Below are 21,986 nucleotides of genomic sequence, written 5' to 3' on the forward strand. Positions count from 1 at the left end.
TGGTTTCATGACTGCGACACCGCTTCCCTCCGATGGATCGGGCTATCTGCTCTATCACTCCATCGGCATGTATCCCGGCAAGGGCGAGGCGATGGCGAAAGCCTTCACCGATTTCTCAGGGCTCTGGGCGGCGCTCGATGACGGGCAGTGGATGCAGGCGCTCACCCTGCGCGCGCGATTCATCGATCTGTGGCGTGATCTGATTGCGGCGGATCCCGGGACGCTGACATCAGCGGAGAATGTCACCACTGCGCTTTACAGCGTTGTCGGTAGCCTGCCGGAAAAGCATCTGAAGGGCAAAACGCTTCTGGTGGCCGGCGACTGTTTCCCGAGCCTGCATTTTCTACTGGCAGGGCTTGCGCCGCGCCTTGGCTTCACGCTGAAGACCGTGCCCTTGCGCGCGGGTGAAAGCTGGGTGCGCGACGAAGACATGATGGCCGCCTGGGACGAGAGTGTCGGCGTAGCGCTTTTGACCTTCGTCACCTCCACCGCGTCGCACAGGAGCGATGTCGCCCGGCTTATCGCTCATGGGCGCAAGATGGGCAGTCTGGTGGGCGTCGATATCACGCAGGGGGCGGGGCTTGTTCCTTACTCCGTGAAAGAGACGGATGCGGATTTCACCGTTTCCACTACGCTCAAATGGCTCTGCGGCACGCCGGGGGCGGGCATATTGCACATGAAGCCGGAGCTGATTGCAGCGTGCAGTCCGGAACTGCGTGGCTGGTTCAGCCAGGAGAATATTTTCTCCTGGGATCTGGATGCATTTCAATATGCCGGCGATGCGCGGCGCTTTGATCATGGAACGCCATCGGTTCTCGCCTGCGCAGGGTCCGTGCCGGCGCTGGAATGGCATGGGAGGCAGGACCAGACGGCACTGCTTGCCCAGAACCGCGAACTGGGCGCAATGATCATTGCGGAAGCTGACAAGCTTGGACTTGATCTCGTGACCCCTCGCGAAGACGAGAGGCGCGGCGGCAGCCTGATGGTGCGCCTGCCGGAGAATGTCGATGGCGCAGGGCTGATCGACCGGCTGCGCAAGATCGGTGTCTTCACCGATTGCCGGGGGCCGGTCATGCGGCTTTCGCCGGGCATCGTTACAAAGCCGGAAGGGATCGAGGCGCTGTTCCGGCACTTGCGTGATGCGGAAGGACTTGGACAGTGACGAGCTCTGAATTTGCCCATTCCGTCACGGCGCTTGTGAATGTGCCGGCAGAAAAAGCATTCGCCTTCATGTGCGACCCGCTGCTTCTGGGTCGCTGGTCGCTGGGCTGCATGGAGACGAGGCCGACCGAGTTGGAAGGGGTCTATACCGGCACCTCGCTGTTTGATGGCGGGATGGGGTTTTTCGAGATCGATGCCGATGAAAAGCGGCTGATCGTCGATTTCCGCCTGGGGGATCTCAAACAGCGCCAGCCGCGCATCTCGGCGCGCATCATCCCGGCAGAAGTCTGCGGGCTTGAAGAAGGCAGTTGTTACCTGACGCTTGACGCGTGGCGTTCAGCTGGAATGGATGAAGCGCGATGGGAGCGGCTTCGCCGGGCCCACGAGGCTGAGATTTTTCTGATCAAGGCGCAGTGCGAGGCACTTTTCGCCTGATATGCGGCGCACTAGGCGGTGTCATCCTCGCAGAGTTGGCGCAGCAGGGCCTGCGTGCCAGTGATGTCGGCGACCATATGGGCGCGCGCTTCCACGGCATTGCGCTGTTTGAGAGCTCCGACAATAGCGTGGTGGTGCTTGGAGAATGGCTCATGCAGCCCTGTCCCAAGTTTCGGCGCGATATAGGATGAAAGCATCCGCATATAGGGGCCGTAGCGCAGCCATAAGGAATCGATCAGCTGCATAAGCACATCAGAACGTGATGCCGCATAGATGGCGAAGTGGAAATCCCGGTTCTTGAGCAGCATTTCATAAACGTCACCCGCCGCATGAATGGATTCATGCGCTTCGACCAGCCGCTCCAGATTGGCAACTTCCTCGTCGCTGATACGTTCGGCGGCCTGCTCGGTTGCCAGTCCTTCAAGCGCCACCCGCGCCTGGCAGATATCGTCGAGCCTCCGGGCGGAAACGGGCGGCACATGTGCTGAGCCGTTGGCCGCGATTTCCAGGGCATTTTCGGCGCCGAGCCGACGCAAGGCTTCACGGACTGGCATGGGGCTGGTGCCAAAGGTGGCGGCAAGCGCCTTTATGGTCATGATCTGGCCCGGATCAAACCGGCCGACAATCAATGCGTTGCGCAACTGATGGTAGACGCCGTCGCCGATGGTGACTCGAGTGGAGACGGGCTGCAGTCCTTCCCCCAGTTGCAATTCACTCATCGCCGTTTCCTCGTTTTGTGCCGCTCGGCCCCTTGATAGCCGTACAATGGGCGAGGGTCCATATCTGCGGTCCTCGCTCTACAGATCGTTGAAGAAGCGTCCAAGACGATCCATGGCCTCCTCGAGGCGTTCGTGGCTTTGCGACCCGAAGCACACGCGCAGATGGTGTTCGCCGGCTGTGCCATAAAAACTTCCCGCCTCGACCACCACATCGACCTTTTCCAGAATGGCGTCGGCGGCAGCCTGTGCGCTTAGCCCTGTTCCGCTGATGTCGGGAAAGGCATAGATCGTGCCTTCGGGCCGGGTGCACTTCACGCCGGGCATCTGGTTCAGGCGGCTCACCACCATATCACGCTTGCGACAATCATCATCCACCATGTCCTGAAGCGCGGAGGCCGGCCCCTTGAGGGCGGCTATCGCAGCGTGCTGGATGAAGGTGTTGACGTGGGTGACCTCGGTGGTGGTGATTTTCATCAGGGCGGAGATCAGGCTTTGATCGGCGGCGATGTAGCCGAGCCGCCAGCCATCCATCGCGTAAGCCTTGGTAAAGGCGAACATGGTTACGGTGCGTTCCTTCATGCCAGGCAGGGAGGCAATGCTGATGTGTCTGGCGTTGTCGAAAAGAATCTGCTCGTAGACTTCGTCCGCGATGACCCACAGATCATGCTCGATGGCAAGGTCCGCCACCACCTGCAACTCCTCGCGCGTATAGACGCGGCCAGTTGGGTTGCACGGGTTGACGATGGCGATCATGCGCGTTTTGGGGGTGATGTGCTTCTCGATGAGGTCGCGTCGGATGGCAAATCCGTTCTCCCGGTCGAGCGGGGCCATGACCGGCTTGCCGCCTGCCATCTCGATCTTGCCGACATGCTGCGGGTAATAGGGTTCGAGAAGAATGCACTCCTGATCATGGTCGAGCAGCGCCATGAAGGCAGCAAAAGAAGCCTGGGTCAGTCCGTTGGTGACCACGATCTCGGAAGCCGAAACATCGATGCCATTATAGCTGCGAACCTTCTCCGCCATGGCTTCGCGCAGCGGCAGGATGCCCTGTAGATCGCTGTAGTGGACGTGCCCGTCCCTGAGGGCCTGAATGGCGGCGTCCTTGATATGGTCGGGTGTGTCGTGAATGGGCTGGCCGAGTTCGAGATGAATGATGTCCCGACCTTCGGTAGGGAGCGCGGCCGCCTTGGCAACCATGCCGTAGCTCTTCTTGGACGTGTGGGTGATGCGTTTTGCGAAACTCGGCATGGAATTTCAGTCCTGTCATTGGGGCTTTGAAACAAAAGGGCTGGCCGGGCTGCGAGAGCGAAGGCCAGCCCCTGACTGCTATTGCAGTTTTTCGAGCGCTGCCTCGACGCGGGCTTTGTCCCAGCGGTCGAGCGTTGCCAGTTCTCCGTCCTTGACGCCGTAGATGAGGTAAGGGCCGGTCACATCGCCGTTCTCGTCAAAGGTGATGGGCCCGGTCGCACCCACATAGCGGATGGGCTTGCCCTCGGCGATCAGGGCCTTGGCCTTCTTGAAGCCCTCGGCGCCAGGATAGATCGGCTCGCCTTCGCCGCCAGTCACCTTGCGGATATTGTCGCGGATTGCGGTGCCATCGGCTTCGCCCGCCTGTTCCATTGCCAGAAGTGCGACAGCGGCAGCGTCATACATCACGTGGAGGCCGGGGCCGTTCGGGTCGGAGCCCTTGGCGTCCTTCCAGCTCGTGTTGAAGGCTTCCACCGACTCGCCCTCGACCTGTGCATTGTCGATGCCATAGGCATTTTCGAGATATTGAGCGCCGACGGATTCCACGAATTCATCCGCGCGAAGCGCATTGCTGAGGATGAGGTTCTGGCTGCCGCCGAAAGAAATCCACTCGCGGGCAACAGTGGCTCCGTCCGCCGGGAAGGCGACGAGGAACAGGGCGTCAGGCTCGGCCTGAAGCGCCGCATTCACCTCGGCGCGGTAGGAGGCCTGCTCCTGATTATAGGGCGTGACGCCCGTCACCTCGATACCGAGCTTTTCGGCATCGTCCCTGAAGCGGGTAGCGAGGCTGACACCGTAATCCGAGTTGACATGGATGACGGCGATTTTCTTGTAGCCTTTCTCGGCAGCGATGGTGGCAAGTACTGCCGCCTGTGGGCGGTCGGTTGGCAGGGTGCGGAACCAATAGCCTTGCGTGCCACCTTCCCTGGCCAGTTCGGTGAAGCTCGGCGCGCTGGAGCAGCAGGAAATCTGCGTGACCTTGGCCGGCACCGTGACCGAGGTGAGAATCGGCAGCGAAACACCGGACTGGATGGCGCCCAGAAGCACCGGCACCTTCTCGATTTCGACGAGGGTCTTTGCGGCATCGACGCCGACATTGGGCGAGCCCTGATCATCGCGCAGGATGAAATTGACCTCGCAGCCATTGACGCCGCCGGCCTCGTTGAAATGGTCGATGGCGAGCTTTCCGGCATCGCCAATGGCCGAGCCGATGGCCGCCATGGAGCCTGTGATGGAGAGCACCGAGCCAACGGCGATCTTGCAATCCTGCGCCTGTGCGCTTGCTGCTCCCGATAATACGAGCCCGGCCCCCATCAGGCCGGAGGCGATCATTGATTTCATGTCAGTTCCCCTTTCTTCGTTTTGGTTGTCACATGGCCTTTGGGCCGCATTTTCGTCGTCCGCCGGTCGTCCCAGATGCCTTTCGCAAGGTAGAAACGGGGCGCGAGGCCGGCGAGGCGGCGGAAGGGAAGTGGACGCGCCGGTGCGAGCGGCACGGCCAGAGAGCCGAGATCCCTGCCAGTGGCGGCGTCGGCGAGCACGTCTCCCAGCATGGTGGTGAAGGCGACACCGCGGCCATTGCAGCCGATCGCTCCGACGAAACCCGGTCCAAGCCTGTAGAGATGGGGCAGAAAATCGGTGGTGACCGCTGCCGTGCCACGCCAGGCATGGGCGAGCCGGGGTCGATGGTCGAGGCCCAATTCGCTCACCAGGCGGTCGAGGATCTTCTCACCCATGCGACGCTCGCCGGTGAAGGGGCTGAGCGCCATGCCTCCGGAAATCAGCCGATTGGCGGCATCGAGCCTGTAGGTGAAGATATTGGCACGCGTGTCTGAAACGGGTTCGCGGTTTGGTGAGAAGCGCCTGACGGCATCACCCTGCAACGGCTCGGTCGCCATCTGGAATACGGTGAGCGGAAGGATGGCATGTCCAAGACGAGCGGCGATGCCTCTTTCGGAGGCATTGGTGCACATGACCACCCGCCGGGCAGTGATTTCCAGATGGGGCGTCTGCACAACCCATCCACCATTGCGCGCGGATATGCCGGTCACCGGAGCGTTTTCGACAATGGCCGCTCCGGCGGTGTTCGCCAGATGAGCGAGACCCTGAACATAGGCCAGCGGATTGATCATGCCGCCCGACGCATCATGCAACGCGCCATGGTAGAGCGGCATGCCGGTGCGGGTGGCCGTTTCTTCCGCGTTTAGCCATGTGACAGGTCGGCCAAGCGCCTGCCAGGCGGCAACGCGTTTTTGCAAATCCTTCGCTGCGGCTTGTGAATGCGCCGGTTGCAGCCAGCCGGTCTGCTCTGCCTGCTTGCCAAGCCCCATGGCGTTTGCCAGGGAGAAGACGCGCTCGCCACCCCTGCCGACGAGGTCCAGCAGGGCCTTGCCTTTTTCATCGCCGAGGCGTCGAACCACCGTTTCGGGATCGGCCTTGGAGAAATTGGGGACCACGAAACCCGCATTGCGTCCGCTGGCACCGAAGCCGATTTGCTCGGCTTCGAGGAGAACCGTGCTCACCCCGCGCTCTGCAAGCCGCAGTGCTGTTGTCAGGCCGGCAATGCCGCCTCCGATTACAGCCACATCTGCCCTGCGCGCACCCGTGGCGGCGGGGAAAACCGGTTTGGGCCCGGCTGTCTTGCGCCACAATGTGTCGGGGTGAGCAGTTCTCATCGGCTCAGTCCGCGTGTTTCGACACGGATTCGGCTTCGCCGATCAGGCCGCGCGGGCGGAAAATCAGCGTTAGGACGATCAGAAGGCCGATCAGGATCACCTGAATAGCGCCACCCTGAGACTGATAGGCGACGGGCAGGAAGCGGCTGATGGCGAGCCCGCTCATGGCCCACAGGGCCCATACGCCGACCGCGCCGACAATGGCGCCCCGATTGTTGCCGCTGCCGCCCACAATCAGCATGGCCCAGATCTGGAAAGTGAGGATGGGCAGGAAATCGAGCGGGCTGACATAGCCGATGAAGCCAACATAAAGCCCGCCGGCCAGGCCCATCAGAACGCAGCCGAGCACGAAGACCTCCAGCCGCACCCGTGCAGGGTTCCGCCCGAGCGAGCGGGCTGCGGTCTCATCCTCACGCACGGCTTTCAAAAGCCGGCCCCAGGGCGAGCGAACAGCCGTTTCGAGCGCCCAGTAGACGAGACCGGCCATCACGGCGACGACGCCCAGATAGAAAAGGTTGTAGCCGGCGGGGCTATCGAACAGGCCAAACAGCGGACGCGGCAGGCCGACAAGCCCTTGCGCTCCGCCGGTCAGGCTCTCGAAGTTGAGCGCGACGAGCTGGATCGAGATGGCGATGCCGAAAGTGGCGATGGCGAGATACTCCTCGCGCAATCGCAGCGTGGCGAGCCCCACGATCAGCGCCGCAAGCGCGCAGAGTGCCATGCCGCCAAGAACGGCAAGCGGGAAGGGCAGGCCGAACCCGCCGATGAGATGAGCACGGTCGGGGCCGACGAGGATTGCCGTGCCATAGGCACCGATGGCGAAAAAGCCCACCACGCCGGCATTGAAGAGCCCGGTATAGCCCCACTGGATGTTGAGCCCCATCACCACGATGGAATAGGTGAGCGCGACGATGAGGAAGAAAACGAGATAGGCAGCAAAGCCGGTCATGATTTGCCTCCCCCGACCGTGCCGGCGAAAATGCCGGTGGGCCTGATGTAGAGAACCAGAAGCAGGATCATGAAGGGCACGGCCAGCTTGTATCCTGCGGGGATGAAGAGGACGGAGATGGATTCGGCAAGGCCGACGATCAGCCCGCCGATCACCGCGCCGAAGACATTGCCCACACCACCAAGGATCGCCGCGGCAAAGAGCGGCAGAAGAAGGTGGAAGCCGATCTCGGGCCGAAGCTGCACGGTGAGACCGTAAAGCACACCTGCAATGGCGGCGAGCGAGGCGCCGATGATCCAGGTCCAGCGCACCACATGACGGGTGTCGATGCCATTGACGCGGGCAAGCTCCGGGTTTTCAGCAAGGGCACGCATCGACAGGCCCAGCCGCGTTTTCTGCAGGAAGAGATGCAGCGCCACGACGATCACAGCCGTCAGGCCAAGAGTGAAGATCTGGTCGGGCATGATGCGCAGACCCGGCGCAACCTTCATGGCGATCTGCAGCGTGTTGGAATAATACTGCGCCGCGCCGCCAAAAAGCAGCAGGATCACCATGCGCACCAGAAGCGAGACGCCAAAGGAGCCGAACACAAGCGTCAGATGATTGGCGCGGCCGCGCAGGGGGCGGTAGACCAGCCAGTCGATGGCGAGCGCCAGAAGCGCCGTTGCCACCATGGCGACCAGAGTTGCCATGAGAAGCGGCACACCGAAGGAGAAGGGCGCAAGCGGCCCCATGAAGGCCCCGGTGAGTGAAAGGACACCCAGCGCCATATAGGCGCCCCAGGTGACAAGTTCCGCATGGGCGAAATTGGCAAAGCGCAATATCCCCATGGTCAAGGTGAGCCCGATCGCGCCAAGCGCGATGATGGACCCGCTCAATATGCCGTCGGCAATGGCTTGCAGCATCAGCGTTTGCGCCCCCCGGCGCCCAGATAGATGGAAGTGACTTCGGGATCCTCGGCCAGGGCGGCGGAAGGTCCGTCGATACGGTTGCGTCCCTCGGCGAAGACATAGGTGCGGTGGGAGATGGCAAGCGCTGCCTTGGCGTTCTGCTCGACCATCAGGATTGCCACACCGTCTTCGACCAGCGCTTTCAACCGCTCGAAAACCTCGCTCACCATGAGCGGTGAGAGACCTGCGCTCGGTTCATCGAGCATCAGAAGGCGCGGCCCGGTGAGAAGGGCGCGCGCCACCGCCAGCATCTGCCGCTGTCCGCCCGACAGCACGCCGGCTTTCTTGTCGCGGTAGCGCTTCAGATCCGGGAAGGCCTCATAGCCCCGCTCGATGCGGGTTTTCGCTTCCGACTTCGGGAGGCTCGACGCGCCGACCAGAAGGTTCTCGTTGATGGTGAGCGTGGTGAAGACATTGGCCACCTGAGGCACATAGGCCATGGAGGCCTCCGCCATGCGGTGGGTCGGCAGGTTGGTGATGTCGCGGCCCTCGAGCCGCACCGTGCCGGAGGAAACGGTCAGCACGCCCGCCAGTGCCTTGATGAGGGTGGATTTTCCTGCTCCGTTCGGCCCGATGATGGTGACCATCTCCTGCGGGGCGACGGTGAGCGAGAGCCCGTGAATGATCGGCAGGTCAGGCTTGTAGCCGGCCACCACGTCCTGAACGTCGAGAAGCGCGCTCATGCCACGGCTCCGCCGAGATAGGCCTCGATCACCTGCGGCTGTGCAATCACCTCTTTCGGCGTGCCTTCGGCGATCACCCGGCCCGTGGCCATGACCACGATGTGGTCGCAGAGCGACATGATGAAATCCATATTGTGCTCGATGATAAGGAAGGTGAGACCGCGCTTGTTCAGTTCGACAATGCGGTCGACGATCGTGTCGAGCAGAGCGGGATTGACACCGGCACCCGGTTCATCGAGCAGGAGCACTTTCGGATCCGCCATCAGGGCGCGCGCCAATTCGACCAGCTTTTGCTGACCGCCCGAGATAGAGCCTGCCAATTGCCGTTCCACAGGCGAGAGGCCGCAGAATTCGATGATTTCGCGCGCCCGCTCCCGGTTCTGCCGCTCCTCGCGCGCCACTGTGCCCGGGCGGACCCAGCTGTTCCAGAAACGCTCTCCGGCCTGGCGCTCGGGAACGAACATGACGTTCTCCAGTACCGTCATGCCGGCAAAGGGACGCGGAATCTGAAAGGTGCGGGCGAGCCCATTCGAGAACACGCGATAGGGCGGAAGCGAGCCGATCTCCGTGCCGTCCAGCCGCACGGATCCGCCATCCAGCGCATATTCGCCGGCGATGGCGTTGAACAGCGTCGTCTTGCCGGCCCCGTTCGGTCCGATCAGCCCGGTGATGCGCCCTGCTTCGGCGGCAAAGCTCACACCATCCACCGCGCGATTGGCACCGAATGTCTTCACCACGCCGGCGGCTTCAAGCCGGCCACGGCGCGCGCCTTCTGCGCTGCTCGCGCGGATCGAAAGTCCGCTTGCGCTATCCCCTGGGGGTAGGCTTTCGCTCATGGGTTCCCCTTTTTGTTGCTTCTTGACCCAGGAGCCTATTTGTGATCACGTGATCACGTCAAGACATTTCGAGGTTAAAATTTATGAGCGACACGAAAAGGTGGACGATCAACTCCGGCTCCCGCTTTGAGGAACTGGCCGGCTATTCCCGGGCGGTGATTGAGGGAAACTGGATTTTCGTTTCCGGTACCGCGGGCTTCAATTTCGAGGATGGCTCGATTTCGGATGATGCCGCCGAGCAGGCCAGGCAGGCTTTGCGCACCATCGAAGCGACGCTTGAAAAAGCCGGTGCGGCCATGTCGGACATTGTTCGTGTCCGGGTTTATCTGGCCAACCGCGAGGATGTGATTCCGGTCTCCAAAGTGCTCGGAAAAACGTTCTCTGATCCACGCCCCACCAATACCACCATCATTTGCGGTTTCGCTGAGGAAGTGATGAAGGTGGAGTTGGAAGTGACTGCCCTGAAGCAGTAGTTTTTTGCCGCCTGTCACGAGAATGAGTGCGGTTGGCACAAGTCTTCGCAATTGCCTGGGTCCACTGCGGGCGACGAGGGGTTTTGTCCTCTGGCTGGCGCGCATGAAGGCACCGTAGAAAACTATGAGCTGCGGGTGGCGGCGACAGTTGCCGTAACCAGGGGAGCGAAAACACGGTCCGGTTGGGGAAAGTGCCGGAACGGGACTTCGATATGACTTTGCGGGCCCTGCCTGACCCCGAGGACGGTCAATCGGCAGCATGTCGCGAGCGGCGAGGAACTTCTGACCAGCGAGGTCCACGAGACTCTTTTCGACAAGGGGCCCATTCTCTCCAACCACTGCAGTGCCGGCAACCGGGAAATCGGCGGCACCATACTGCAACGCCTCAAAGAAAGCGGCGCGGCCGGGAAGTCACAGCTTCTCGGGAAATGCGCGAGTCTGCGAGCCGCGAAGCGGTCAGCCGCAACATCGAATCAATCACGATGCTGCGCTTGTCGGAGCAGCTGGTTTACTGGGGCGGTCACAAGGCCGTCCCCGGAAAGAGCCATTTCGAGTTTGACGGGTTCGCCATCGAGGTCCCGCGATCACGACGCTCCGTCGTGCCGCTGTCCGCGCTTGAGTGGCGCTCGTCCTTTTGTTCGTGCCGATTCCCGTGTTGGTTTGCGCGGGTGAGCGCCAGCTCGATTTCACCAGTGTAACAGCTGTCGAAATCTTCATAAGCCGCGTTTCTCGGGGAGGAGATGTTCATGGGAATCCCGACTTCTTCTGAGCGCAATCGTCAAAGAGACCGATGCGCTGGCTGGCAGTTGACCGTGACTTCCGCCTGACATTTCCCCCATCCAGAAATTTCGGCCTCTCCCAAATTGGAAAGTTGTACTGCCGACCGGCTTTTGCAGCCCGGCCTCTTTGGCTCCGCCGCAGATTTGTCCGGCCCGGCTCCGTGATCTTGTCTGTCCACGTCGCGCGTCCTAGGCTTTCATCGAAGAGAAGGGGTGGCCGATGCGACATGCGCGTCCTTGCAGCCGGTTCGGACTTGGCGCCGTTTTGGGGCTGTTTGTGCTGGGGGTCTCCGCTGTGGTTGCCGAGGAAGCATCCGGCGAGACCGAAAAGACCAGACTGGTTGCTTCGATCTGCCGTCTGGTGGAGTTCAACGCCCGGGAAAACTTGCTGGATCCTGCGTTTTTGGCGCGGCTGCTCTGGAAGGAAAGTCGTTTCAACCCCAATGCCGTCAGCCCAAAGGGCGCCGAGGGCGTGGCACAGTTCATGCCGGGTACGGCGGCGCTAAGGGGCCTCGACGATGCATTCGACATCGAGAAGGCCATCCCTGCCTCGGCCATATATCTGGCGGAGCTGAGAAAGAAATTCGGAAATCTCGGCCTGGCGGCCGCAGCATACAATGCCGGAGAAGGGCGCGTTTCCCGCTGGCTCGAGAAAGGAGGGTTCCTGCCACTGGAAACCGAGAACTACGTTATGGCGATACTGGGTGCGCCAGCCGACACGTTTTCAGACCGGAAGCCGGATGTCAGCATCGAACCGCTGCATCCAGAAAAGACCTTCGATGTGGCGTGCCGTGATCTACCCGTTTCTGCGCGTGCTGTCATGGCCATGACCAGCGTACACACAAAGCCCTGGGGTGTGCAGGTTGCAGGACACTTCCGCCGTGATGTGGCGATCAGGCTATGGCAGATGGTGCTGCGCAGGCACGCGGTGCTCCTGGAGGATTACGAGCCGGTCATTGCGCGGGTCCGCTCATCGCGGGGATGGCGTGGTATCTATGCTGTACGGATCGGCGCTGACAGCCGCTCAGATGCCGTTCAGGTCTGTGGGAACTTCCGCCGGAATGGGTTGCCATGTGTGGTCTTGCGCAACAGATAGCATGCTCTTGTAAAGTGGTATTGGTCGAGCAGAAATGATGGCGCTGGATAGAAAAAGGCCCGGAGTGATTTCCGGGCCTTTGTCAAATTGAATTTACGAGCATTAGCTGTTGTTCGAGGCCGAACGGCTTACCAATTCCGGGCGACCGTCTGAGCCAACAACATAAATCTCGATATAATCTTTTCCGTTCGAAGTAAATTGGTGCTGAAGAACAGAGCCAACCGGAGTTTTGCTGAGAGTGGACTGGGAAGGTCCATCAAAGCTGATGCTGCCTTTGATAGGCTCAACAGCAAAAGCGGGGGCGGCAACGAAAGATGAAATAACGAGGGCAGAAAGAACAGTTTTCATTTTAATACTCCTGATAGCTTTCAACAAGCCATTCACATTTCCTTCAAGAAGGATGTGATATTACTTTCAGCATGGGGTTATTCCCTTGCTGGTTCCTCATTTAGGGAGCCACTGTTCGTTTCGTCAGATCGTAATTTTGAAACAGAGCGTTCACAAATCCTGGAATGTTACGATCTGCACCTTCCTTCAGGGCAGCTTCCTTCCATCGCGGCGATCTCTTTGGCGCTGACGGGTCGGTGGAGCATTCTCCAAGAATGGACATTCGTATTGACACCAAAACAGATGTTCAATAAGCCTCGGGTCGAGGAAACGTCCATCTGGGAGAGTGGTCAGAAATGTCTGCCAATGTTGCGCTTACCGGTCTTGCCCGGGATCTTGAGGATCGGGCCAAATCCGGCAAGCCGATCCGTATCGGCCTCGTGGGGTCTGGCGAAATGGGGACCGATATCGTCACCCGCGTCGCACATATGCCGGGTATCGAAATCGGCGCCATTTCGGAGCTGAACCTGCCTGCGGCCAGCCGTGCCGTGGATATCGCCTATCAGGAAGAAGGCCATGCCAAGGAAGTGGACAGCCAGTCGGCCATGACCACGGCCATGGAAGGCGGCAAGGTGGCCGTCACAAACAATGCCGACCTGCTTCTTGAAAACGATCTGATCGATGTCGTGATCGATGCGACAGGCGTTCCGGCCGTCGGCGCGGAGATTGGCCTCAAAGCCATGGAACACGGCAAGCACCTCGTCATGATGAATGTCGAGGCGGATGTGACCATTGGCGCCTATCTCAAGAGCGAAGCCGATCGTCTTGGCGTGACCTATTCTCTGGGCGCCGGCGACGAGCCGTCTTCCTGTATGGAATTGATCGAGTTCGTCTCCGCCATGGGGCATCCCATTGTGGCGGCCGGCAAGGGCAAGAACAACCCGCTCAACATCGATGCGATCCCGGACGACTATGCCGAGGAAGCAGCGCGCCGCAACATGAATGTGCGCATGCTTGTCGAGTTCGTCGATGGTTCGAAGACCATGGTCGAGATGGCTGCCATTGCCAACGCTACCGGTCTCGTGCCGGACAAGCCGGGCATGCATGGCCCCAAGGCCACGCTCGATGAACTTTCTTCCGTGCTGGTGCCGGAAAAGGATGGCGGCGTGCTCTCGCGCGTCGGCGTGGTGGATTACTCCATCGGCAAGGGCGTCGCGCCCGGCGTCTTCGTCGTCGCCGACATGTCGCATCCGCGTATTTCGGAGCGTATGGAAGATCTCAAGATGGGCAAGGGGCCTTACTTCACCTTCCATCGTCCCTATCATCTGACCTCGCTGGAAGTGCCGCTCACCTGCGCCCGCGTGGTGCTCTATGGCAAGCCGGACATGGTGCCGCTCGACAAGCCGGTTGCCGAGGTTTGTGCCGTTGCCAAGAAGGACATGCAGCCTGGCGATACGCTCGATGCGATCGGGGAATACTGCTACCGCGCATGGATCATGACGGTGCCGGAAGCCCGCGCTTCCAGCGCGATACCCTGCGGCCTACTTCAGGGCGGCAAGGTCACCAAACCCATCAAGAAGGGTGAACTCATCACGTCCGAGAATGCTGCGCCGCCGGCCGGTTCGAAGATTGCCGAGCTGCGCGCGCGTCAGGACAAGCTCGTTTACGGCTAGACAGGAGCATGAATATGTCGGCCACGGCCAAGAAGGGTGCCGCGAAAAAAGACGGCGCCAACCAGCCTTTCATTTACAGGCATTATGATCAGGAAAAGCTGCGCGATGCGCTGCGCAAGATGTATCTGATCCGCCAGTTCGAGGAAGGCGCGGAAGAAAGCTATATGCGTGGTCTGATCCACGGCACGATGCATCTTTCCATCGGCCAGGAGGCAAGTGCCGTCGGCATCTGCCTCGGGCTTTCCGATGAAGACCAGATCACCTCCACGCACCGTGGCCATGGCCACTGCATCGCCAAGGGTGCTGATGTTTCGCGCATGTTCGCCGAGTTCTTCGGCAAGACCACCGGCTATTGCCGTGGCCGTGGTGGCTCCATGCACATCGCCGATGTGTCGACGGGCAATCTCGGCGCAAACGGCATTGTCGGCGGCGGTCTGCCGATTGCCGTCGGCGCCGCGCTGACCGCCAAGAAGATGAAGACCGGCAATGTTGTCGTCTGCTTCTTCGGAGACGGTGCAAACAACGAAGGCGCGTTCCACGAGGCGCTCAATATGGCGGCCATCTGGAAGCTGCCGGTGATCTTCGTGTGCGAAAACAATGGCTATGGCATGTCGACTTCCGTCGCCCGCGCGACAGCGGTTCCCAACATTGCCGACCGTGCTTCCGCCTATGAGATGCCTGGCGTGATCGTCGACGGCAATGTCGTGTCGGATGTGGCCGAAGCGATGCACGACGCGACCGAGCGCGCGCGCAATGGCGAGGGTCCGACGCTTATCGAATGCAAGACCTATCGTTATCGCGGCCATTCCAAGAGCGATCGCAACCGCTACCGCACCAAGGAAGAGATCGAGGAGTGGATGACCGAGCGCGATCCGATCGAGGCGTTTGAATCGCAGCTTATGGAATTCGGTGTCATCGATCAGAACGGGATCGAGGAGATCCGCGAATCGGTCCGCAAGGAAATCGAGGCCGGCATCGAATTTGCCAAGGAAAGCCCGATGCCCGAGGTCGCCAATCTTGAGAAATACGTCTACACGGAGCAGGCCTGATGGACGCGCAAGTCGAGACAGCCACGCGTGAACTGAGCTACGCGCAGGCCATCCAGGAAGCCATGGCCATTGCCATGGAGCGTGATGAGCGCGTGTTCCTAATGGGTGAGGACATCGGCGTTTATGGCGGTGCTTTTCAGGTCACCGGCGATCTGGTCGAGCGTTTCGGCACCGACCGTGTCATGGACACGCCGATTTCGGAACTGGGCGGTGCAGGTGTTGCAGTCGGTGCCGCTGTCACCGGCATGCGTCCGATCTTCGAATTCCAGTTCTCCGATTTCGCCACACTTGCCATGGAGCAGATTGTCAACCAGGCCGCCAAGATGCGCTACATGCTGGGCGGCGCCGTTTCGGTGCCGGTCGTCATGCGCTTCCCGGCCGGTTCCGGCACGGGCGCTGCCGCACAGCACAGCCAGAGCCTTGAAGCGTGGCTCGGCCATGTGCCCGGCCTGAAGGTCATCCAGCCAGCCACTCCACACGATGCGAAGGGCATGCTGCTTGCGGCCATCGAGGATCCCGATCCGGTGATGATCTACGAGCACAAGCTCCTCTACAAGATGAAGGGCGAAGTGCCGGAAGGCTATTACACGGTGCCGATCGGCAAGGCCGAGGTTCGTCGCGAAGGCGCGGATCTCACCATCGTCGCCACGTCCATTATGGTGCACAAGTCGCTGGATGCCGCAAAGCAGCTTGCCGAAGAGGGCATTGACGTCGAGGTGATTGACCTGCGCACCATCCGCCCGATGGATCGCCAGACCATCATTGAGAGCGTTTGCAAGACTTCGCGTCTGATGTGCGTTTATGAAGGCGTCAAGACGCTTGGTGTCGGGGCGGAAATCTCTGCCATGATCGCCGAGAGCGAGGCCTTCGATTATCTCGATGCCCCCGTCGTTCGCCTGGGTGGCGCGGAGACGCCGATCCCCTACAATCCGGAGCTGGAGAAGGCGACGGTTCCGCAGGTCGACGGCATCGTCAAGGCCGCCCGCGATCTCGTCACGGGAGCGCGCTGACATGGCTGTTGAAGTCATCCTGCCCAAGGTCGACATGGACATGGCGACCGGCCGCATCTCTTCCTGGCATGTCGAGGAAGGCGCGACCGTGAAGAAGGGCGATCTCCTGTTCGAGATCGAGACCGACAAGGCGGCCATGGAGATCGATTCTCCCGCCGCGGGCATCGTGCGCAACATCACCGGCAAGGAAGGCGTCGATATCGCCGTCGGGGAGGTTGTTGCCTGGATCTATGAGGAAGGCGAGGCCGTGGCCGATGCACCGGCTGCCGCACCGGCAGAAGCGGTTGCCGAGGAGCCTGCAAAGGCTGAAGCGCTGGCTCCCGTCGAGGCTGCCGCGCCCGTTGCGCCCGCAGCCGAAGTCACTGCCTCTTCCGCAGGCGTTCGCGCCTCCCCGCTTGCGCGCCGTCTGGCGAAGGAAGTCGGGCTCGATCTTGCGGCCATTTCGGGCTCCGGTCCGAAGGGGCGGATCGTCAAGGCCGATGTGGAAGCAGCGGCGAAGGATGGTGGCGCGAAATCAGCCGAAGCAGCACCTTCTGCAGCGCCCGCCGCACAGCCGGCCATGTCCGACGATCAGGTCATGAAACTGTTCGAGGAAGGCTCCTACGAGCTCATCCCGCATGACAGCATGCGCAAGACCATCGCCCGCCGTCTGGTCGAGGCGAAATCCACCGTCCCGCATTTCTACCTGACGCTCGACTGCGAGATCGACGCGCTTCTGGCGCTGCGCAAGCAGTTGAACGATGCCGCGCCGAAGGTGAAGACGGAGGATGGTGAGAATCCGGCTTACAAGCTGTCGGTCAACGACATGGTCATCAAGGCGCATGCGAAAGCGCTTGCCATGGTGCCGGAGGCGAATGTCTCCTGGACCGAGAGCGCCATGGTGAAGCACAGGCATGCCGATGTGGGCGTGGCCGTGTCGATCCCCGGTGGCCTGATCACGCCGATCATCCGCCGCGCCGACGAGAAGACGCTGTCGGCGATTTCCAACGAGATGAAGGATCTGGCCGCGCGGGCGCGCTCGCGCAAGCTGAAGGCGGAAGAGTATCAGGGCGGCAACACGGCCGTTTCCAATCTCGGCATGTTCGGCATCAAGGATTTTGCCGCCGTCATCAACCCGCCGCATGCGACGATCCTCGCGGTTGGCGCTGGCGAGCAGCGGGCCGTGGTGAAGGATGGCGAAGTGAAGGTTGCAACGGTGATGTCGGTGACGCTTTCGACCGATCACCGCGCGGTGGATGGCGCGCTTGGCGCTGAACTCCTCGCAGCCTTCAGGAAGGTCATCGAGAATCCGATGGCGATGCTGGTGTAATACGCGGCCCCGGCTGGCAGAGGGGCTCGTGGCCGGGGCAGCGGAGGGGGAGCGGTCTGCATTCATTTTTGGATGAGGGCCGCTATTGGGGTGGGTAACCGGGGGATAACCCTGGAACTTTGACCGCGTCAGCTGGCGCTGCCTGGATCATCACGGGCAGCGCCTTTTTCTTTACATATCCGCCACGGTCTCGCGGATGAAGCCGCGCCGGGTCAGCTCGGCCTCCACCGCGTTCCAGCTTCCGCATATCGCATGAGCACCGGCAGCCCGCAGTTTTTCGGCGTGGCCCTCGAAGGTATGGCTTCCCCCTGTGAAGCCGATGGCAGTCATGCCGGCGGCAACAGCGCCTTGCACACCGAAGGGAGAATCCTCGATCACTACCGAGGAGACCGGCTCGCCGCCCAGCTTTTTCGCTGCGAATAGAAAGATGTCGGGAGCCGGCTTGCCGTTCTCTACCATTGATGTGCTGAAGACATTGTCCGCAAAGAATTCTGCTATTCCGGCCACTTCAAGGCTGAGCGCGATCCGTTCCATGGATGACGATGACGCGACACAGCGGGCCGCTTCAAGGTTACGGAGAAATGGCAGGATGTCGCGTGTTGGCTTCAGCTCTTCTTCCAGAAGCGCCTTTGTCTCCAGCCAGATGTCGTCCTCGGCATGGGCAGGGAAGGCGTGTCCGGTGAGTTCCTTGATGCGAAGGATGATGTCGGCCTGCTTCATGCCGATGCATTGGGAAACGACGTCGCGGGTCAGCGCGAGGCCATGCTTGTTGTAGACGCGTTCATAGGCGATTGCGGCCAGCGGTTCGCTGTCGACGAGGACGCCGTCGCAATCGAATATGATCAGGGGCTTGCTCATGAAAACTCCGGAATTGACGTAGAGCTGGTGTGAAAGGGAGATGGCCGGGGCTGAATTTCAGCTGGCCGGATCGGGGAAGATGGAAGGAGCGTCGATGCTTTTCCGTCCGGCCTCGATGGCTGAGCGCATGGCAAGTCTCCCTTCCACGAGGTCGGGGGCAACCCAGTTGGGCTCCGCTCCGAGAAACCGGTCGAGAAAAGCGACCGCTGTGGCGGGCATCTCGCGCGTGTTTTCGCGATAAGACCACCATGTACGCAGATCGTCGGCGCAGTGGTCGAGCCCCGGTGCCTGGCCGAATTCCTGCTCGAAGATGGCAGCGATCGCGCAGACACAATAGTTTGTATAGAGAAAACCCTCCGGCCAGAATTTCACAATCTCGGCATTGTCGGCATCGCGAGACGCGGTGCTCCCGCCGACGACGGTGACAGGTGCGTGGCGGATCAATTCCTTGAGAGCGAGACCCGCAGAGTAAATAATGAAATCGGCCCGATCAAACTGGGCATAGGCCTTGTGAGCATCGACCATTTCCACCCAGTCGAGAAAGACTCGCGTCAGCTTTTCCTCGTTCACTACAAACTCGACGCCGTAATGCTGCGTTACGGCTTTCGCGTTGCCGCGAAACGTGGCGCGAAACCAGCGCAACTGGCGCAGCCGGTGGCGCAGATCGGGCATGACCGCAAGTTCGTTCTTGAAATCCAGATCCAACGATGAACTCCTTAGCCTGGACAATAGCACGCGGCAGAACGGTTCCAATCAAATTTGCTGCGCGTTCAGGCTGAGGGGAATATACAATTTGACATTTCAAAAAACAAATGTTCTTAGTTTCGGGATTAAGGTGTTTGCAGTGCGTGCGCTTGGGATGAGCGTTTCGGGAGGAGCGGCCTGATGGCAATATGGCAATGGGGGCTTTTGCTCCTCGCGGTCGTATGGGCATTGCAGTCCTACGGCGTGTGGCTGCAGATGCGGCACTACTCCGATGTCTTCAAGGGCATCACGCAAAAATTCACTGACGGATTTGTCGGAACGGGTGCCTTTCACGGGCGCTTTCTGAAGCGCGGAGCGATCGCCATTGTCGTAATCGCGCCGGACCTTTCCGTTCGTCGCATTTTGACCATGAGCGGTCGCTCCGTTTTTGCAAAGTTTAAAAGACATCAAGAGTTCGAGGGAATGTCCCTCGATCAGCTGCGGGCCGAGCCGGCGCTATTCGGCGAAGACAAGCCGGGGCTCACTGCGGCGATTACCCAGGCGGTGGCACAGATAGACCGTACGCGCGCGGGCGATGAACCGCCGCTTCGGGAATCCCTGGCCTCAGCAAACGCATGACATACGGGACTGCACGCTCACCGGGGCTCAATCACCGGGGTGAGCAGAAGAGAGAGGGAGGACTATGTCTGTCATTTCACTAATGGCCCAGCATGCCGATACGGCCATGCAGGGGCTGCACATGGCTGGTGCTGTGGCCGGTGATGCCGCACTCACCGGCAAGCTGGCCGCCAAGGCGGCAGCAAATGATCTCGTCGTTCTGGCCCAGGCGGGCAGCGACATCTCTGTCGAGGAATTCCGGCAGAAGCTGGATTCGGTTGCCCAGGAGGAACAACTCGGCTGGCTGACAGCCGCGGGCAAATACTTCATCGGCATTTTCCAGAAAGGCGGCGAGGTGTTCGCCGGCTTCGTCACCGGAATCATTCCGACGCTGGTCGTTCTGATGACCGCATTCTACGCCATCACCGAGCTGGTGGGCGAGAAGCGCGTTCACGGGCTTGCCCAAAGCGCTGGTCGCATTGCGCTCACGCGGTACACGGTTCTTCCGGTGCTTGCGGTTTTCTTCCTCACCAACCCGATGGCATACACGTTCGGTTCATTCTTGGAAGAGAAGCACAAGCCGGCGTTCTATGATGCTGCGGTCTCCTATGTGCATCCGCCGCTTGGTCTGTTCCCGCATATCAATCCGGGCGAGTATTTCGTCTGGGGTGGCATCCTTGTCGCGCTTCTGGAGCTTGAGAGCCAGGGCGTTGTTCCGGGCGGGTACCACATCACCGTGGCCATCTGGTATGCGCTGGTCGGTCTTGTGGTCATTCTGCTCAAGGGCATTCTGACCGAAAAGATCACGGCCATCATGGCACGCCGCCAGGGCGTTGAGCTCTAGGGGAGGGGCAGGACATGGCGAAAACATACAAAGCAGTAAAGATCACGAAGGGTTCCTCCGGCTGGGGTGGCCCGCTGGTTATCGAACCGACGGCGCAGCGCAACAAGGTTGTGTCCGTTACCGGTGGCGGCATTCATCCGGTTGCACAGCGCATTGCGGACATGACCGGCGCCGAAGTGGTCGACGGGTTCAAGAGCCCGCCGATCGAGAGCGAGATGGCCGTCGTCGTGGTCGATTGCGGCGGTACCGCGCGTTGCGGTGTGTATCCGCGCAAGCGGATTCCGACCGTCAATCTCACACCGGTCGGCCAGGCTGGTCCGCTCGCCCAGTTCATCACCGAGGACATCTATGTGTCCGGTGTGAAGCCGGAGAACATTGAGATGGCTGACGGTAGCGAGGCGGCGACTGTTGCTGGCGGCGCTGCCAGCGGGGCGGAAGCCGGCGAACAGGCCACTGCCTCCGCGGCGGCACCTGCGCCGTCCAATGAGGGTGGCCTTGTCGGTCTTATCAGCAGCGTCGGTCGCGTCATGGGGCGCGTTGTTGGCATCTTCTTCAACGCTGGCCGTCGCACCATCGACCAGGTGGTCCGCAACGTGCTTCCCTTCATGGCCTTCGTGACCATGCTGATCGGTCTGATCCTCTATACGGGCATCGGCGATGTGCTCGCTCAGCCCATGGGTCCGCTTGCCAACAACATTATCGGCCTGCTCATCATCTCGGCCATCTGCGGTCTGCCGTTCCTGTCACCCATTCTCGGGCCGGGCGCGGTTATTGCGCAGGTGATTGGCGTGGCGATCATCGGTCCGCAGATTGCCAATGGCACGATTTCGCCCGCCATGGCGCTGCCGGCCCTGTTCGCCTACAACACGCAGGTGGGCTGTGACTTCGTGCCCGTGGGCCTGGCTCTCGGCGAAGCGAAGCCGAAGACAATCGAAATCGGCGTCCCGGCGGTGTTGATCAGCCGTCAGATCATGGGTCCCGTTTCCGTGGCACTCGCCTGGGCTGTGAGCCTCGTGGTGCTCTAACCATCGGAGCTGGCGGCTGCCTTGGGGTGGCCGCCGCCTCCGGATTACCAGATCACCGTGCGTCCATCCGGACGCACAATGGACGATCTAAACTATTGATGGAGCATCGGAGTAGCCCGAAAACCGGATTCCACTTTTCGGTCCGATGCTCTGGTTTGCATGGAGTTTTCTTGAATGTCGGTGTTTCTCAAAACGCGCATAACCGCAGTCGGTCCGGAAGTGGCGGATCTGGCGGAAGGTGGTGTCCTGATTCTGTTCGCTGATGGTGCGCCGGAGGAACTTGCCGAGGTTTCCGTTCTTCATGCGGTTCAGGATGGGCCGTCTACCGAAGCACCGGTGCCCGGCACGCGTGTCAGCGTCGGCGACAGTGTATCTGCAGAGATTACCGCCATGGGCGACGCAGCCTGGAACAAGGTGCGCGAGATCGGACACGTCGTGGTGAATTTTAATGGTGCGACTGCCGTGGAGCGCCCTGGTGAGATTTGCGCATCTGTTGTAGAGCCGGACAGGCTTGTCGCGGCGCTGAAGGCGGATGCCGTGATCACCATCGGCGCCTGACGCCGTTACGAAATCGAAGAAAAAGAC

General features: G+C 60.8%; 23 protein-coding genes. 12 read left to right on the plus strand and 11 right to left on the minus strand.

Annotated features, from left to right (window positions below):
• The first annotated feature begins 7 nt into the window (after nt 1-7).
• Both P2W41_RS02340 and P2W41_RS02345 read left to right on the plus strand, forming a co-directional pair.
• Nucleotides 8-1,162, plus strand: coding sequence for an aminotransferase class V-fold PLP-dependent enzyme (locus P2W41_RS02340; protein WP_292898117.1), 1,155 nt, complete (start codon nt 8-10; stop codon nt 1,160-1,162).
• Complete coding sequence (locus tag P2W41_RS02345) at nt 1,159-1,596, plus strand: SRPBCC family protein (protein ID WP_292898116.1); 438 nt, start codon at nt 1,159-1,161, stop codon at nt 1,594-1,596. Before P2W41_RS02340 ends, P2W41_RS02345 begins: the two co-directional genes overlap by 4 nt.
• Before the next feature lie 11 nt (nt 1,597-1,607).
• On the opposite strand, the gene P2W41_RS02350 is transcribed toward P2W41_RS02345, so the two are convergent.
• The 8 genes from P2W41_RS02350 to P2W41_RS02385 all read right to left on the minus strand — a co-directional run bounded on the left by P2W41_RS02350 (nt 1,608) and on the right by P2W41_RS02385 (nt 9,656).
• Nucleotides 1,608-2,315: a GntR family transcriptional regulator gene (locus tag P2W41_RS02350; protein ID WP_404934201.1), complete on the minus strand. Its 708-nt coding sequence runs from the start codon at nt 2,313-2,315 to the stop codon at nt 1,608-1,610.
• Nucleotides 2,316-2,393: 78 nt separating this feature from the next.
• Nucleotides 2,394-3,563, minus strand: a complete 1,170-nt coding sequence (locus P2W41_RS02355; RefSeq protein WP_404934202.1) for a pyridoxal phosphate-dependent aminotransferase — start codon at nt 3,561-3,563, stop codon at nt 2,394-2,396.
• 78 nt (nt 3,564-3,641) lie between these two features.
• Nucleotides 3,642-4,904, minus strand: coding sequence for an ABC transporter substrate-binding protein (locus tag P2W41_RS02360; protein ID WP_404934203.1), 1,263 nt, complete (start codon nt 4,902-4,904; stop codon nt 3,642-3,644).
• Nucleotides 4,901-6,238, minus strand: coding sequence for an FAD-binding oxidoreductase (locus tag P2W41_RS02365; protein WP_292898112.1), 1,338 nt, complete (start codon nt 6,236-6,238; stop codon nt 4,901-4,903). Before P2W41_RS02365 ends, P2W41_RS02360 begins: the two co-directional genes overlap by 4 nt.
• Before the next feature lie 4 nt (nt 6,239-6,242).
• Nucleotides 6,243-7,187 (minus strand): branched-chain amino acid ABC transporter permease, encoded by a 945-nt coding sequence (locus P2W41_RS02370; protein ID WP_292898111.1) that lies wholly within the window; start codon nt 7,185-7,187, stop codon nt 6,243-6,245.
• On the minus strand, nt 7,184-8,092 hold the full coding sequence (locus P2W41_RS02375) for a branched-chain amino acid ABC transporter permease (RefSeq protein ID WP_292898110.1): 909 nt from the start codon (nt 8,090-8,092) through the stop codon (nt 7,184-7,186). Before P2W41_RS02375 ends, P2W41_RS02370 begins: the two co-directional genes overlap by 4 nt.
• Entirely contained in the window at nt 8,092-8,820 is a 729-nt protein-coding gene (locus P2W41_RS02380; protein WP_404934204.1) for an ABC transporter ATP-binding protein, read from the minus strand. The genes P2W41_RS02375 and P2W41_RS02380 overlap by 1 nt, the downstream gene beginning before the upstream one ends.
• Nucleotides 8,817-9,656, minus strand: a complete 840-nt coding sequence (locus P2W41_RS02385; RefSeq protein ID WP_404934205.1) for an ABC transporter ATP-binding protein — start codon at nt 9,654-9,656, stop codon at nt 8,817-8,819. Before P2W41_RS02385 ends, P2W41_RS02380 begins: the two co-directional genes overlap by 4 nt.
• A gap of 83 nt (nt 9,657-9,739) precedes the next feature.
• Here P2W41_RS02385 and P2W41_RS02390 point away from each other — a divergent pair, with 83 nt between their 5' ends.
• Together P2W41_RS02390 and P2W41_RS02395 are read left to right on the plus strand one after the other, a co-directional pair.
• The gene (locus P2W41_RS02390) at nt 9,740-10,129 is read left to right on the plus strand and encodes a RidA family protein (RefSeq protein WP_292898107.1); all 390 of its coding nucleotides are present in this window, start codon (nt 9,740-9,742) and stop codon (nt 10,127-10,129) included.
• A 999-nt stretch (nt 10,130-11,128) separates the two neighbouring features.
• Nucleotides 11,129-12,004, plus strand: a complete 876-nt coding sequence (locus P2W41_RS02395; RefSeq protein ID WP_404934206.1) for a lytic transglycosylase domain-containing protein — start codon at nt 11,129-11,131, stop codon at nt 12,002-12,004.
• A gap of 102 nt (nt 12,005-12,106) precedes the next feature.
• Here the strand turns inward: P2W41_RS02395 and P2W41_RS02400 are convergent, their stop codons facing one another.
• Nucleotides 12,107-12,352: a hypothetical protein gene (locus tag P2W41_RS02400; protein ID WP_292898105.1), complete on the minus strand. Its 246-nt coding sequence runs from the start codon at nt 12,350-12,352 to the stop codon at nt 12,107-12,109.
• A 335-nt stretch (nt 12,353-12,687) separates the two neighbouring features.
• On the opposite strand from P2W41_RS02400, the gene P2W41_RS02405 reads away from it, so the two are divergent.
• Genes P2W41_RS02405 through P2W41_RS02420 form a run of 4 tightly spaced genes read left to right on the plus strand, consistent with a single transcriptional unit; the run spans nt 12,688 to nt 17,372 of the window.
• The gene (locus P2W41_RS02405) at nt 12,688-14,004 is read left to right on the plus strand and encodes an NAD(P)H-dependent oxidoreductase (protein ID WP_292898104.1); all 1,317 of its coding nucleotides are present in this window, start codon (nt 12,688-12,690) and stop codon (nt 14,002-14,004) included.
• 14 nt (nt 14,005-14,018) lie between these two features.
• The gene (locus P2W41_RS02410) at nt 14,019-15,053 is read left to right on the plus strand and encodes a thiamine pyrophosphate-dependent dehydrogenase E1 component subunit alpha (RefSeq protein WP_404934207.1); all 1,035 of its coding nucleotides are present in this window, start codon (nt 14,019-14,021) and stop codon (nt 15,051-15,053) included.
• The gene (locus P2W41_RS02415) at nt 15,053-16,063 is read left to right on the plus strand and encodes an alpha-ketoacid dehydrogenase subunit beta (protein ID WP_292898102.1); all 1,011 of its coding nucleotides are present in this window, start codon (nt 15,053-15,055) and stop codon (nt 16,061-16,063) included. The genes P2W41_RS02410 and P2W41_RS02415 overlap by 1 nt, the downstream gene beginning before the upstream one ends.
• A 1-nt stretch (nt 16,064) precedes the next feature.
• The gene (locus P2W41_RS02420) at nt 16,065-17,372 is read left to right on the plus strand and encodes a pyruvate dehydrogenase complex dihydrolipoamide acetyltransferase (RefSeq protein ID WP_404934208.1); all 1,308 of its coding nucleotides are present in this window, start codon (nt 16,065-16,067) and stop codon (nt 17,370-17,372) included.
• A 171-nt stretch (nt 17,373-17,543) separates the two neighbouring features.
• Here the strand turns inward: P2W41_RS02420 and P2W41_RS02425 are convergent, their stop codons facing one another.
• On the minus strand, nt 17,544-18,230 hold the full coding sequence (locus P2W41_RS02425; protein WP_404934209.1) for an HAD family hydrolase: 687 nt from the start codon (nt 18,228-18,230) through the stop codon (nt 17,544-17,546).
• A 57-nt stretch (nt 18,231-18,287) separates the two neighbouring features.
• The gene (locus P2W41_RS02430; RefSeq protein WP_292898099.1) at nt 18,288-18,935 is read right to left on the minus strand and encodes a hypothetical protein; all 648 of its coding nucleotides are present in this window, start codon (nt 18,933-18,935) and stop codon (nt 18,288-18,290) included.
• A gap of 180 nt (nt 18,936-19,115) precedes the next feature.
• Here P2W41_RS02430 and P2W41_RS02435 point away from each other — a divergent pair, with 180 nt between their 5' ends.
• The 4 genes from P2W41_RS02435 (at nt 19,116) to P2W41_RS02450 (ending at nt 21,959) form a co-directional block, all read left to right on the plus strand.
• On the plus strand, nt 19,116-19,553 hold the full coding sequence (locus P2W41_RS02435) for a transcriptional regulator GutM (protein ID WP_292898098.1): 438 nt from the start codon (nt 19,116-19,118) through the stop codon (nt 19,551-19,553).
• Nucleotides 19,554-19,635: 82 nt separating this feature from the next.
• A complete protein-coding gene (locus P2W41_RS02440; protein ID WP_404934905.1) occupies nt 19,636-20,376 on the plus strand; it encodes a PTS glucitol/sorbitol transporter subunit IIC in 741 nt (246 codons plus the stop codon).
• A 14-nt stretch (nt 20,377-20,390) separates the two neighbouring features.
• Nucleotides 20,391-21,401, plus strand: a complete 1,011-nt coding sequence (locus P2W41_RS02445; RefSeq protein WP_229449582.1) for a PTS glucitol/sorbitol transporter subunit IIB — start codon at nt 20,391-20,393, stop codon at nt 21,399-21,401.
• A 174-nt stretch (nt 21,402-21,575) separates the two neighbouring features.
• Nucleotides 21,576-21,959 (plus strand): PTS glucitol/sorbitol transporter subunit IIA, encoded by a 384-nt coding sequence (locus P2W41_RS02450; RefSeq protein WP_292898096.1) that lies wholly within the window; start codon nt 21,576-21,578, stop codon nt 21,957-21,959.
• Nucleotides 21,960-21,986 lie beyond the last annotated feature (27 nt).

Source organism: Nitratireductor sp. L15S-10 (assembly GCF_045011005.1).
In the GTDB taxonomy this organism is placed as follows: Bacteria; Pseudomonadota; Alphaproteobacteria; order Rhizobiales; family Rhizobiaceae; genus Nitratireductor.